Source organism: Megasphaera stantonii (genome assembly GCF_025567065.1).
Classification (GTDB): domain Bacteria; phylum Bacillota; class Negativicutes; order Veillonellales; family Megasphaeraceae; genus Megasphaera; species Megasphaera stantonii.
The window spans coordinates 105,007-118,967 of record NZ_JAOQKD010000002.1 but is presented as its reverse complement, the minus strand read 5'-3'; the positions used below and the strand labels follow the sequence as shown (position 1 = coordinate 118,967).

10 protein-coding genes, 1 CRISPR repeat array and 1 riboswitch are annotated in these 13,961 nt (G+C 51.9%); of the genes, 6 read left to right on the top strand and 4 right to left on the bottom strand.

All coding sequences use genetic code 11. The features are described from left to right. Nucleotides 1-130 precede the first annotated feature (130 nt). A CRISPR array of direct repeats spans nt 131-1,028; the repeat unit is 32 nt; unit sequence GTCACCCTCCACGCGAGGGTGTGGATTGAAAT. Nucleotides 1,029-1,287: 259 nt separating this feature from the next. The 3 genes from OCV58_RS02560 to OCV58_RS02550 all read left to right on the top strand — a co-directional run bounded on the left by OCV58_RS02560 (nt 1,288) and on the right by OCV58_RS02550 (nt 5,207). Next, entirely contained in the window at nt 1,288-2,589 is a 1,302-nt protein-coding gene (locus OCV58_RS02560; protein ID WP_154876854.1) for a DUF3100 domain-containing protein, read from the top strand. 33 nt (nt 2,590-2,622) lie between these two features. After that, nucleotides 2,623-3,930: an amidohydrolase gene (locus tag OCV58_RS02555; RefSeq protein WP_154876853.1), complete on the top strand. Its 1,308-nt coding sequence runs from the start codon at nt 2,623-2,625 to the stop codon at nt 3,928-3,930. A 344-nt stretch (nt 3,931-4,274) separates the two neighbouring features. Then, nucleotides 4,275-5,207, top strand: a complete 933-nt coding sequence (locus OCV58_RS02550; RefSeq protein WP_154876852.1) for an AEC family transporter — start codon at nt 4,275-4,277, stop codon at nt 5,205-5,207. A gap of 105 nt (nt 5,208-5,312) precedes the next feature. On the opposite strand, the gene OCV58_RS02545 is transcribed toward OCV58_RS02550, so the two are convergent. The 3 genes from OCV58_RS02545 to OCV58_RS02535 all read right to left on the bottom strand — a co-directional run bounded on the left by OCV58_RS02545 (nt 5,313) and on the right by OCV58_RS02535 (nt 8,709). Further along, nucleotides 5,313-6,725, bottom strand: coding sequence for an FAD-binding oxidoreductase (locus OCV58_RS02545; protein WP_095629590.1), 1,413 nt, complete (start codon nt 6,723-6,725; stop codon nt 5,313-5,315). A gap of 58 nt (nt 6,726-6,783) precedes the next feature. Continuing rightward, nucleotides 6,784-7,716, bottom strand: a complete 933-nt coding sequence (locus OCV58_RS02540; protein WP_154876851.1) for a bile acid:sodium symporter family protein — start codon at nt 7,714-7,716, stop codon at nt 6,784-6,786. Between the two features lie 285 nt (nt 7,717-8,001). Further along, on the bottom strand, nt 8,002-8,709 hold the full coding sequence (locus OCV58_RS02535) for a GntR family transcriptional regulator (RefSeq protein ID WP_154876850.1): 708 nt from the start codon (nt 8,707-8,709) through the stop codon (nt 8,002-8,004). Nucleotides 8,710-8,996: 287 nt separating this feature from the next. On the opposite strand from OCV58_RS02535, the gene OCV58_RS02530 reads away from it, so the two are divergent. Then, nucleotides 8,997-9,896: a PPK2 family polyphosphate kinase gene (locus tag OCV58_RS02530; RefSeq protein WP_087478727.1), complete on the top strand. Its 900-nt coding sequence runs from the start codon at nt 8,997-8,999 to the stop codon at nt 9,894-9,896. 43 nt (nt 9,897-9,939) lie between these two features. Next, nucleotides 9,940-10,119, top strand: a riboswitch (cobalamin riboswitch). 146 nt (nt 10,120-10,265) lie between these two features. After that, nucleotides 10,266-11,276: a sirohydrochlorin cobaltochelatase gene (locus OCV58_RS02525; protein ID WP_154876849.1), complete on the top strand. Its 1,011-nt coding sequence runs from the start codon at nt 10,266-10,268 to the stop codon at nt 11,274-11,276. A gap of 69 nt (nt 11,277-11,345) precedes the next feature. On the opposite strand, the gene OCV58_RS02520 is transcribed toward OCV58_RS02525, so the two are convergent. Then, nucleotides 11,346-12,809, bottom strand: coding sequence for a hypothetical protein (locus OCV58_RS02520; protein ID WP_154876848.1), 1,464 nt, complete (start codon nt 12,807-12,809; stop codon nt 11,346-11,348). Between the two features lie 301 nt (nt 12,810-13,110). Between OCV58_RS02520 and OCV58_RS02515 the strand changes: the two genes are divergently transcribed. Continuing rightward, a complete protein-coding gene (locus OCV58_RS02515; RefSeq protein WP_087478730.1) occupies nt 13,111-13,893 on the top strand; it encodes a short-chain-enoyl-CoA hydratase in 783 nt (260 codons plus the stop codon). The last annotated feature ends 68 nt before the right edge of the window (nt 13,894-13,961 follow it).

Genomic DNA, 13,961 nt, shown 5'->3' with positions numbered 1-13,961 from the left:
CAGGAAGATTCGCACTCAAACAAGTAATATGCTGTCAAAATAGACGGCGATTTTCAGCAAATCAGCTGGATAAAATTGTATAGGATTCTATATATGCTATGTTTAGGAGTAAGAGATACCAAATGTAGCGGTCACCCTCCACGCGAGGGTGTGGATTGAAATTGGTAGTGATGGAGCGATTAAACCGCTCTTTGAAGTCACCCTCCACGCGAGGGTGTGGATTGAAATAACTTTTTTTGCCTATTTTTTGCCTCTGCCCCCACGTCACCCTCCACGCGAGGGTGTGGATTGAAATCTTTATCTAACTCGGCTTACACAATGAGGGAAACGTCACCCTCCACGCGAGGGTGTGGATTGAAATAATTTTTGCGGCGTATTTAGATACTAAGCTAATCAGTTACCCTCCACGCGAGGGTGTGGATTGAAATATTCTCGGTAATTACTTTACTCGTGAACAGTTAAGTCACCCTCCACGCGAGGGTGTGGATTGAAATAACGCAAAAAGAACCAGTCGCTGGCAGTACCTCCGGTCACCCTCCACGCGAGGGTGTGGATTGAAATGAAACGCTGCAGCTCAAATTGACGATGCTCAGTCGTCACCCTCCACGCGAGGGTGTGGATTGAAATTTTGTGCAGACGGCGACATGGGGGCTGGCGGACTGTCACCCTCCACGCGAGGGTGTGGATTGAAATCGTAAAAAAAAGAAAACTGTTATATGAAATGAAGAGTCACCCTCCACGCGAGGGTGTGGATTGAAATAAGATAATGATCGTAAAATCGAGGCGGCTTACAACGTCACCCTCCACGCGAGGGTGTGGATTGAAATAATCGGCAATGTATCAAACGTCGAAACAAGCTGATGTCACCCTCCACGCGAGGGTGTGGATTGAAATTTTTTAGCACTCAAATCCTCAATTTGATAACCAAAGTCACCCTCCACGCGAGGGTGTGGATTGAAATGGGAGTTATACCTCGTAATAAACCAATAGAAAAAAGTCACCCTCTACGCGAGGGTGTGGATTGAAAGTTATGGTACTGGCGGTGATACGGCTTCTTTTTTTAGTATCGCCCATCATGCGGAGATAGTTCCTGTATTTTCGTATGTATCATAACTGCGATTTGTATATTTTATAGTATACAAAATATATACTTGTTACGTAGACAAGGGAATATATGCGATTGGGTCAGGAAAATATTTCCTGTATAAATACAAAAAAAGCCTATGGTAATAGGGGAAAGTATGGTATTATTAAAATCATACAAATGTATTTATAGGAGGGATTTTTATGGAATTGCTTAGGAATTGGAAGGTGCACCTATTTGCGTTCATTATCATCATTATTGCTGAGCTGATAGGCGTTCATTCTTTCGGTCTCGTCGTATTTTTACCGCTGCTGTATGCACTGGTAATGGGCGGCATCCTCAGTTATCCGTCTCTTGGAGTCATGAATGAAAAAATGATGGATGTAGCCGGCAAGGTTATGCCGATTGCCATGCTGGTGCTGATCGTAAAGATCGGTCTCGGCATCGGGCCGAACCTGCACATGCTGCTGAATTCCGGCTGGGCGTTGATCATGCAGGAATTAGGTCACTTCTTCGGCACGATCATCTTCGGCCTTCCCATGGCCCTGGCCTTAAAGATGGGCCGCGAAGCTATCGGCGCCTGCTATTCTATTGACCGCGAACCGAACGTAGCGATTATTGCTGAAAAATACGGTATCTTTTCTCCTGAAGGCCGCGGCGTTATGGGCATGTACATCTGCGGCACCTTGTTCGGCGCGCTGTGGATTTCTATTCTGAGCGGCATTATCGCCCGGACGGGATTTTTCCATCCCTATGCCCTGGCGATGGGCGGCGGCATCGGCAGCGCCAGCATGATGGCCGCGTCTATCGGCTCTCTGGTCGCCGTATTCCCGGAAGAAGCGCAGCGCATCCAGGCCTATGCCGGCGCGGCAAACCTCATGACGACCATTTTGGGCATTTACTTCGCCCTGTTCATTTCCCTGCCCGTTACGGTTAAGGTATACGAGCTGGTTACGGGCGATAAACGGTCTAAAAATGCTCCTGTCGAAGCGGTTCAGGAAGAAAACGTCGTCGCCGACGCCGTTCCCAAGGCTGCGGAAAAGCAGAGCTTTGGCGACATGATGCGCGACACGATCATCATTTTAGTATTAACTGGTATTTTCTGCACCGTCGGCAACTGCGTCGGCTTCGGCGGCACTCTTGCCGATTCGGCTATCAGCTCTATCGTCTTTGTCGTCCTGTCCCTCATCGGCGTGCTGCTGGCCCATGTTCCCGGCCTGAATAAGCTGCCTATCGTGTTCTGGGCCTCTATCATCGCCGTCATCGTGTCGATTCCCGGATTCCCCGGCGAAGCCTGGATTACCCAGACGACGGGCAAGTTCAGCGTACTGGCTGCGACGACGCCGATCCTGGCCTATGCCGGCTTGTCGCTGGGCAAGGATATTCCGGCCTTTAAGCGCCTGTCCTGGCGTATCGTTCCCGTAGCGCTTATGGTAGCGACCGGTTCGTTCCTCGGTGCGACGATTATGGCGGAAATAGTTCTTCATCTGGAAGGCATATTCTAAGCAAGCAAATCTTATGAAAAAAGGTGTGTATAAATGACAAAAGAAGAATTAAAGAAAGCGGTGTGCGAAGCCATTGAAAAGCGCTTCGACGACATAAAGGCCTTCGGCGAATCTATCTTCGCCGAACCGGAATTGGGCTACAAGGAATATAAGACGTCGGCTAAGGTAAAGAAAGCCTTCGACGAACTGGGTATTTCCTATACGGACGGCTGGGGCATCAACGGCGTAAAAGGCCGCATGAAGGGGACGAAATCGGACCGCACCGTCGCCGTCTTCGGCGAGCTGGACGCCTTGGTCTGCCGCAATCATCCCGGCGCCGACGAAACGACGGGAGCGGCGCACTGCTGCGGCCACTACGTACAGATGGCCAACCTGATGGCCGTCGCCATGGCCCTGCACGATACGGACGCCATGAAATATTTGGGCGGCGACGTCGTTTTATTTGCCGTACCCGCTGAAGAATGCATCGAAATCGAATACAGAAATTCCCTGCGGAATAAGGGAAAAATTCATTTCCTCGGCGGCAAGGAAGAAATTATTTACCAGGGCGGCTTCGACGATATCGATGCGGCGATGCAGATGCACGTCACGACGACGGACGACCCGCAAGGCGAAATCCAGCTCGGAAGCCCCTGTGACGGCTTCGTCAGCAAGCTCGTCGAATACCATGGCAAAGCGGCTCACGCCGCGGCGGCTCCTCACGACGGCATCAACGCCCTGAATGCGGCCATGCTGGGCCTCATGGGCGTCAACGCTCTGCGCGAAACCTTCCGTGAAGAAGACTACGTCCGCTTCCATCCTATCATCACCAGCGGCGGCGATCTGGTAAACGTCGTGCCTGATCACGTGCGGATGGAAAGCTACGTCCGCGCCGCCTCTGTCGAGGCCATTAAAGAATATAACGCCAGCGTCGACAGGGCCCTGCAGGCTGGGGCGATGGCCGTCGGCGCGACCTGTGAAATTCAGAATCTGCCGGGCTACCTGCCCATGCGTCAGGATAAAAAAATGACGAAGCTGCTGGAAGAAAACTGCCAGTCCATCTTCGGCGCAGAGCATATCCGCTATACGCCTCAGGATACGGGCAGCACCGATATGGGCGACGTGTCGCACCTCATGCCGATTATCCATCCCTGGGTCGGCTGCGTCCACGGCGCGCTGCACAGCGTGGATTTCACCCTCTTTGAAGAAAAGACGGCGTACACGAAGACGCCCCAGGCGCTGGCCTGCGTCCTCATCGACTTGCTTTACGGCGACGCCCAGGGCATCGAAGACCTGCTGGACGGCTACCAGCCCCTCATGACGAAGAAAGAATATCTGGAGTACATGGCGTCCATAAAGTAACGGCGTTTTTAAACAAATGGTAATCGGGCCGTAACGATATACGGAATTGTCTGACGAAACAGGCCGTCGAGGGCCGCGGTACAAATGCGCGCGGCAAGGCGGCCTGTTTTTTTGATGCAGGAAAGCGCCGCTGGTACCTGTATGATATATAAATCATGAGCATACTGGTCATATAAAAATGATACGGTAAAGTTATCAGACTCCATTGACAAGAAATGAAAATAGTATAAACTTATACAAAAATAAAAGTGTTCATATAATGGAACAGGACGAACGACGGCGCCATGAAATAGGGATATCGTCTTCTTTGGCTTCGTCGTCTATGGAGAAAGAAGGAAACTTCAGTGGAAATTAGTCTGATATTATTGAAGGAAACGGTAAAGCTGTTTCTTATCATGCTCATGGGGTTCGCCCTCATACGGACGGGCAAGCTGCGCAGCTCTGACGGCAAGGCCTTGTCCGTCCTGCTGGTCTATCTCATTTTGCCCTGCGTCATCATCCATTCCTTTCAGGTAGAGCCGAGCGAGGCCGTGCGCAGAGGGCTGCTCTTTGCCTTTGGCGCCGCCGTCGCCGTTCACGCCTTGTTTATCCTCCTCACGGCGGCCTTCCGCCCTCTCTTCAGCCTGAAGGCTGTCGAGCAAATGGCCTTGATTTATACCAATGCGGGCATACTGGTCTTTCCCCTGGTCACGGCCCTGCTGGGGCCGGATTACCTCATTTATCCCTGCGCCTACGCCGTAGTCCAGCTGATATTGCTATGGACTCACGGCTCCTGCCTGCTCTGCGGGCGAGGGGAAATCCATATCCGCAGCATCGTCTGCAACATCAACATTCTGGCCATATGCTTCGGCGCAGCCCTCTTTCTGCTGCATATTTCCCTGCCGCCTCTGATCGACCAGACCCTGAGCAGCGTCGGCTCCATGATCGGCCCCGTCGGCATGCTCATTACGGGCATGGCGATTGCCGACTGCGATTTAAAGGAAATCTTCGGCAAGCTTCGTGCCTATCTGCCCGTAAGCCTGCGGCTCGTCGTATATCCTGTCGTCCTGGCCGGCGTTCTGGCCCTGTTGGGCGCGGCGTCCTTTATTGATGACGGAAAGAACATTCTCATGACCATATTTTTGGCGTCTATTACGCCGACGGCAGCTATCGTCACGTCTATGGCCGCCTTATACGACAAGGACCCGGTGTATTCGGCCGAGCTGTGCGTCTTATCGACGATATTGTCTATCCTTACGATGCCGGCCCTCTTATTCGTATTTGACAAATGGATATAAAGGCTTCCCAGCACGGCGAAAGGCCCTCCGTCCATGAAGACGGGGGGCCTTTCGTTCATTAAGGTGATTTAGTTGAATATGGGAATCATAGGAGAGAATGCGAAGTTATTGGTCGTCGACGTTGATGATCTTCGACGGGTTGAGGATGTTGTTGGGATCGAGGGCCTTCTTGATGGCGCAGATTATCTTGTATTCGCCGGGAGGCGTGCAGCGCTTGAAGTCGTGGAGCTTTTTGTAGCCGATGCCGTGTTCGCCGGACATCTTGCCGCCTAAGGCGTATACTTCGTCGAACAGGTCTTTATGGAAGCCTTCCATCTTTTCCATCCATTCGATAGGAGACAGCTTGTCGACGTTCAGCGGCAGGACGTGGATGTTGCCGTCGCCGATATGGGCCGACGTTACGCTGTAAATGCCGTGTTTTTCTTCCAATCCCGGAATCTTGGAGGTGATTTCGGCGATGTGTTCGAGGGGAACGACGAAGTCTTCGGCGACGAACATGATGTCGATGTCGCGGGCCGCTTCGGCGAATTGACGGCGGCATCCCCAGATGCGGTCGTCGGCCTGGATGACGTCGACAGCGCCCATGGCGTCGCACAAATCGCTCAGTTTTTCCATCTTCTTGTCCAGTTCGTCTTCGTCGAACGTTTCTACCGTAATGATGACGTAGCAGCAGCCTTCGTCGACGTGGGGCAGGGATACCTTGCAGAACTTGCTGCACATGGACAGGGCCTTGTTGTCCATGTATTCGATGCTCGTCGGTTCGAGGCCGGCCTTGAGGATCTTGTTGGGCAGGGCGAATCCCTTTTCGTCTTCCTTGAAGATGGCGACGAGGTCGAATTTATACGGCGGCAGGGGACGGAGCTTCAGCGTGACTTCCGTTACGATGCCCAGGGTGCCTTCGGAACCGCAGATGAGCTGTTCCAGGCAGTAGCCTGTAGAACATTTCTGCAGGCGCGCGCCGACGTCGACGATGTCGCCTGTAGGCGTGACGACCTTCATGCCGTAAATCTGGTTGCGCGTCGTGCCGTATTTGACGGCCTTGTTGCCGCCGGCGTTGGTCGCGACGTTGCCGCCGATCTGGCAGCTGTCGGCGCTGCAGGGGTCGCCGGCATAGAGCAGGCCGTATTCGTTGACCGTCTTTTGGATGACGCTGGTGCGGACGCCGGTCTGAACGACGGCGTACATGTTGTCCGTATCAATTTTCAGGATTTTGTCCATGCGGTCCAGCTCCATGACCATGCCGCCGTGGACGGGGATGGCGCCGCAGGCGACGCCGGAGCCGGCTGCGCGGGGCGTAATCGGCACGAGGTATTTATTGGCGAGCTTTACGACTTCCGCTACTTGTTCCGTTGTTTCGGGGAAGACGACGACTTCCGGCGTGTGGAACCAATAGGAGTTACCTTCTTCGTCCGTCTTGTAGACGTCTAATTTTTCCGGGTCGACGGTGACGCCCTTTTCGCCTAATACGCTTTTCAGTTCCTGTACTAATTCGTCCGTTACTTTGTTGAATGTTGACATACGATGACACGCTCCTTCTGCAAGTGATTAAAAATAAACAGGATATGCTGATAATGCCTTATTCTTCGACGGTCCGGTTGCCCCAGAGAGAGGCGATAAACGAACAGAATACCGTCGTAAAGACGACGCCGATGGCTCCGGGGATGGCGGCCAGGGGATCGAAGTACGTAATGCCCAGCGTTACGGCTAAGGCCGTGTTCTGCACGCCGATGACGAAGGTCATGGCCTTGCCCTTAGCCTGGGGCATGCGCAGGAGGCGGGATACGGAAAAGCCGACGATCAGGCCGATGACGGTGTAGAGGATCATGGCGACGGCGGCCATCAGGGCCACGGTCTGCAGCCGTTCGACGTTCAGGGCTACGACGACGAGGATGATGCCCAGCAGGGCCAGTACCGTAAATAAGGGGACGATCTTCTGAATGACCGGCATCTGTTTTTTGCAGACCTTATTGACAATAAGCCCTGAGACGATAGGGATGATGATAATCTGAATGATGCTGATGAATAACCCCACGGCGTCGATATCTACGTACTGCTTTACGTAAAACAGGAGCAGCACGGGCATGATAAATGGCGCTACGATGGTGCTGATGCTGGAAATGGTGACGGACAAGGCCTTATCGCCCTTTGCCAGGAAGGTCATGACGTTGGATGACGTACCCGTAGGACAGCAGCCGAGGAGGACGAAGCCGACGAGGAGCATCGGCGAGAGGTTGAGGAAGGTGCCGATGCCGAGCCCGACGAGGGGCATAAAGACGTACAAGGTGACGACGCCGATGATGACGTCCTTCGGTCGGGAGAAGATGAGCTTAAAGTCGTTGGGTGACATGGACAGGCCCATGCTGAGCATGATAATGCCTAAAAAATAGGAAATCCAGCTGCCGTAAGGCTTCAGCGGCTCGGGAAAGAAATAGGCAAATACGGCGCAGAGGATGACCCACAACGTGACGTATTTGGTAAAAAAGGAAACAAATTTTAATAAACCAGCCATGACCTAAACACCTCCGCTTGTAAAAGAATCTGCTTTGTGTAATTGGCTTTGATAAAACGAACACGTTCCATTTATAACATGTTTTAAATGCATATTATAAATGCGTTTTAGTTAATTGTAGAATATCCTATCCTTCCGTATGTGTCAAAATTTGTACAAAAGGCCGGAAAAACGACGGAATTATTCAGCAGAAGGCGGTAAAATGACTGGAATGTGAAACAAAAAATAAAAGCATTGCCGTAAATTTAATTACAGACAATGCTTTTGACTTTTGAAATATGATATTTATAAACTGTTTATATGAAATAATTTAAGGAAGTGGGTGTTGAAGAAGCTCAGGTGACGGCGCAGGATGGATTCGGCCAGCTGGCGGTCGTGCAGGGCTAGGACGTCGCAGATGACCAGGTGATCCGTTTCGATGATGTCGTAATACCCTTCGGGCGGATTGTAAATCATATAGCTGCGGTAGCGGAACAGCTTGAACTTGATTTGCTCGTACAGGTCGGATAATAAAGGCGAATCGGCGAGCATGACGAGCTTTAAGTGGAATTGGTATTCCAAATCCATGATCGTCCGCGACAGGACGTCCCGGGGCGTTTCGTCTACGCGGCAGCATATGTCGTTCATCTGGTGTGCCAACTCGCGCAGCTCTTCTAGCTGAGTATCCGTCGCGGCGACGGCGGCCCGGCCGGCGGCGTACGATTCCAAGAGAAAGCACAGCTCCTTTAAGTCGGTGTACTCTTTGATGGAAAAGCCCGTCACGCTGTACTTATGGGATTTTTTGACGTAGCCTTCCTTTTCCAATCGGCTCAGGGCGTATTTCATGGGCGACCGGCTGATGCCCAGCTGCTTGGCGACGGCGTTTTCGTTAATCCAGCTGCCGGGAGGGATGCGGAAGCATACGATTTCCTGAAGCAAAATCGTGTAGGTAATGTCGTTCAGCGACATGAACGGGTTTTGTTGCTGGAGTAATTCTATCGACATCTTGTCCATCCGGGTACCTCCTGTCCAGAGCCATTGTACAGCTTTATTATAGCAGGACTTCCGGCAATGTGTAGGGACGGGGACTTTCAAAATCTGCAAGGAGCGCCGCGCCGGCCCGGACGGGGAGATACGGCGCGGCAGACGGCTTATGGCCGGCAGTTTCGGGATAGATGAAGATTTTTAATGTGAATTTGTAATGGTAAATATGTTTTTTTATTATTTATAAAATTCATGATACGATGTACAATATAAATAAATGATATAGCTCCTTCGGGAGAGGGGAAGGCAGGTTAAGTATGGACATCAAGAGATATTTAGCCAGGGAAGGCGAAAAAATTGATTTGAGCAAGTTTTCTACAGTCTGCGACGTCGACATAGATAAGGAAAAGGTCAAGACGGAGCTCATGCCCCAGGCCATTGAAGAAATGAAGCAGTGGCAGGAAAAGCTGTTTGCCGAAGGCCAGTACGGCATTTTGATCGTGCTGCAGGCCATGGATGCGGCCGGCAAGGACGGCACGATCAAGCACGTGTTCGCCCGCCTGAACCCGGCGGCGGTCCACGTTCACAGCTTCAAGCAGCCCAGCACGGAAGAAAAGGAACACGACTACATGTGGCGCGTCAACAAGGCCCTGCCCAGCCGCGGCGAAATCGGCATATTCAACCGCTCTCACTACGAGGACGTCGTCATAGCACGCATTCACAACTTGATTGAAAGCGACGGCCTGCCGGAAGAGCTGATCAGCGACGGCATCTGGAAGAAGCGGTACCGCCAGATTTGCGACTGGGAAAAATACCTGACGGAAAATGGGTTCCCGGTCATCAAGATTTTTCTCCACGTGTCGAAGGCCGAGCAGAAAAAGCGCCTCATCGACCGCATCGTGACCAAGCAGAAGAACTGGAAGTTTTCCATGTCCGATATCGAAGAACGGCAGTACTGGAACCGCTATCAGAAGGTGTACAGCGAGGTCATCTCGGCGACGACGAAGAACTACGCGCCGTGGTATGTCGTACCGGCGGACAACAAGTGGTATACGCGGTACGTCGTGGCTCAGATCGTCCTGAAATCGCTGCGGGAAATCAATCCTGATTTCCCCAAGCTGTCGGCGGAGGTAGAAAGCCAGCTGGAGCAGTTCCGCAAGATTTTGAAAAACATCGACATTGAAGACTTGAAATCCATCAAGGAAAGCATGAAATAAAAGTCTTTGACATAGGGATATATGTCATGCTATAGTAAATGAAATTACATATTGCAGGTCAGGTGTCGCAGACTTAATAGAGAAGACCGGTGCAATGCCGGCGCGGTCCCGCCGCTGTAAGGATGAGCTATGCTGCATGATGTCACTGTGCCCCATAGGCATGGGAAGGCGCAGCGGAGCGATGAATCCGAGCCAGAAGAACTGCCTGACTGATAATCACCGACAGACCTGCGAGCGATGGGGATGGAGATTGAATGCGTATATGACGCTATGACTATGCCGCGCGGGATTCGTGCGGCATTATATATATGCCTATGCGTTGGGTGGTGACGGCAGTATGTAATCATCAACGGACATAGGAGTGATAGTATGAAGAAGGAACGATGGAAGAAGGTTGTGACGATGGCAGTACTTGGCATTTCAATCGGCGCGGTCGGCGCCCTTCCGGCCAGCTCGGCCGGCTATACCCTGAATCGGGAGGTAAAGAACGCTACGCCGGCCCTGCGTCAGGCGGCGCAGATCGGCGTCCGGTCATACGACAACCCGGCCATGAAGGAGGCGGAAAATAAAGACGCTATCCTCGTATTGAGCTTCGGCACGACGTACGCGGAAAACAGGGCGGCGACGATCGATAAGACCGTAGCGGAAATTCAGGCCGCCCATCCCGATACGAAGGTCGTCTTGGCCTTTACGTCCCACATCATTATCGACCGCATTCAACAGAACGAAGGCCTGCGTATTCCTACGCCGGAGCAGGCTCTGGAACAGCTGAAGAACGAGGGCTATACGCGCGTCGCCGTTACGACGCTCAACGTCATTCCCGGCATAGAATACGATTACAACGCCGCCTTGTTCGAGATGTACAAGGGCCAGTTTAAAAAGATGACCTTGGGCACGCCTGTCCTGTATTGGATGGGCCAGGAAAACCAGCGCGACGACGTAGCCGAATTCGTGCAGGCCATGGGGACGCAGTTTCCCAGGTTAGGCGAGACCGATGCCGTCCTGGTCATGGCCCACGGCACGCCCCATCCGGCCAACGCCTATTATTCCGTCCTGCAGAGCCGCTTTGACGCGGCCGGCCTGGGGAACGTCTTCGTCTATTCCGTCGAAGGCTGGCCCCACCTCGATACGGTCATTCCGATGCTGAAGGCTAAGGGAATCGAACATGTGACTATCATGCCTATGATGGTCGTCGCCGGCGACCACGCCAACAACGACATGGCCGGCAGCGAAGAAGATTCCCACAAGAGCATCTTGGAAAGAGCCGGCTTTGCCGTCACGCCGTATATTCACGGTCTGGGCGAAAACGAAGCCGTCCGGCAGTTGTTCGTGGAGCGGGCTGACGAGGCCTGGGATGCGCTGGAAAGACATACAAAATAAAGATTCATTTATACATGCAAATACGGCATTGGGTATGCATCCCAATGCCGTATTTGCATGTATGTATCGTTATTTCAAGGATAAGGTCCGCTCGATGAGGGGCTTGTATTGGTCGTATTTTTGGTTCAGCTGCTCCAGCGTATACTGATGGTATACGTTCAGGTCCTTTAAGCTCTGGAAATATTTGAGGAAGATGGAATGGAGCCGGCGGTTGACGATGAGGTAGAAGGGGCTGGCCTGATTGTGGATGTACTTCTTGTTCTTTTTCAGGAAGCCCGTCTTGTAGTTGGAGTAGAAGGACACGTTTTCCCCCTTGTACGTCGAATCGCCGCCGAAGGAGGGCAGCACGCCGATGACGATGTGCGGGTTGATCTGCATCGTTTCCAGTACGGTCTGGATGTGTTCCTTCCGTTCTTCCGCCGTCAGGGAATATTCCACGTCGGTCAGGTAGATGTACCCCGTTTCTAAGTACCGCATGAGGGACGACGTCGTCGTGATGAACTCGATTTCCGCGGCGTTTACGATTTCTTCCCACGTGACGCAGAGGCGCTGGACTGAGAAGGCCTGCTCCGGTGATACTTCGCGGATAATGCTTTCGAAGACTTCATGAGGCAGGAGGAATTCAAAGCCGTTCGTCAGGAAGAAGAAAAAGCTGTTTGCCGCGTAGAAGGCCGTGCGGTATCCCATTTCGTCCATGCCGAGGGAGCTGCTGACGGAAATGAGGGGTTCCTTTTCCGTGCCTGTAAAGCTGAATTTTTCATAAATGTCCCAAACCGTCGATTCGTCGAAGATGTACGTGCACATGGTGAACCGGGGCGGATTGTTGGACATGGCGTACTGGACGGCGAAGGCGCCGCGCAGGATGATGAGGTTGGCGTTTTGAATGTCGCAGAAGTCGTAGAAGACGAAATCGAAGTCCAAAAAGCGGTTGATCATCTTATACAGCTGCTGCACGTATTCAGGGTTCTGCTCCAGCTTGTCCATGTCCAGTCCCACGCGGATGGTTAGCTTCACCGAGTCCAGCTGAATCGAATCGAAGTATTTCCAAAAACCGGCCTGGTACAAGGTGCAGAATTCGCCGAGGATGAGGAGCTCGCCGTCGTTTTCGAGGTTCTGGACGCCCTTCTGCAGCAGGTCGGCCAGGAAGGCCGCCGTGTCGTGGTGGCCCGTAATGACCTGAATGGACGGGCGGTTTTCCTTTACCTTTGTCGCGTGGTTCTGGTGCAGCGTCGATCGGTAGGCGGCGCAGAGATATTGACTGATTTCAAAGCCCAAATCCTTGACTTCACAGGAAATGGGGAAGGTTTTATAAAATTTTTCTTCTTTTTTCTGTTTTACGATTAATTCGGCAAAATAATTGCCCATTTCTTCGTTGATGCGTTCTACATACCGGGACGAAGGCAACTTTGTGCCGTTGCTCCACTTGTTGACGTACGATACGTCGTAGCCTACGATATCGGCGAGGGAAATAAATTTCGCCTGCGTAAACGTAATCAGCCTCTTTAACGTCGATGCGTAGCCGTCTGAAATCATCGTGGAATCCCTCCTTTTTCGTTCGTTTGCCTAAAAATGCAAAAAATGGCCAATGCCCGTCTGAATAATGTATCATCATTATAGCACAGCATATATGGGGTGGCAAAAGGATTTCACGAAGGAAGAAAAAAAGTCAAAAAGAAGGCAAAGGAATGTTATAGACTGGAAATGCGTGCGAATTTATGCCAAACCGTCCTGTTTCATTTCGTCGGGAAAGTTTGTATACTTAAAGCACAAAGTCAAGCGGAAGCAAAACGCTGCTCGGCCAATTTATTATTTCTCCCAAGGAGGTTTATTCAAAATGGCTTATCAGAACATTGAATTTACAAAAGAAGACGGCATCGGTATCTTGACGATTAATCGTCCGAAGGCTCTCAACGCCTTGAATACAGAAACGGTTATGGAACTGAATGACTGCGTCGGCAAAATCGAAAACGACGCGGAAGTTAAAGTCCTCATCGTTACCGGCGGCGGCGCTAAATCCTTCGTAGCCGGCGCAGATATCGTCGAAATGTCCACGAAGAACGCCGTAGAAGGCCGTCACTTCGGAAAGATCGCTCAGGATACGTTTACTCGTATTGAAAATCTTCCCCAGCCGGTTATCGCCGCTGTAAACGGCTACGCTCTCGGCGGCGGCTGCGAACTCGCCTGCGCTTGCGATTTCCGCTATGCTTCCGACAACGCTAAATTCGGCCAGCCCGAAGTCGGCCTCGGCATTACTCCCGGTTTCGGCGGCACGCAGCGCCTTCCCCGTGTCGTTGGCCGCGGCTACGGCAAAGAACTGATCTTCACGGCTCAGATGATCGACGCTCAGGAAGCATACCGCATCGGCCTCGTAAACAAAGTCGTTCCTCAGGAACAGCTCATGGACGAAGCTAAAAAGACGGCTAAGAAGATCGCTTCCAACGCTAAAATCGCCGTACAGCTTGCTAAAGCAGCTATCAACCGCGGCATCAACTGCGACGTTATTACCGGTATCGCCTATGAAGACGAAGTATTCGGCCTCTGCTTTGCTACGGAAGACCAGAAGGAAGGCATGGCTGCTTTCGTTGAAAAACGCAAAGCAAACTTCACAGACAAATAATAGACTGTCTGCCTGACCTGCATCGGTTAAAAAAGGCGTCATGTATCGTGACGCCTTTCTTAATAACC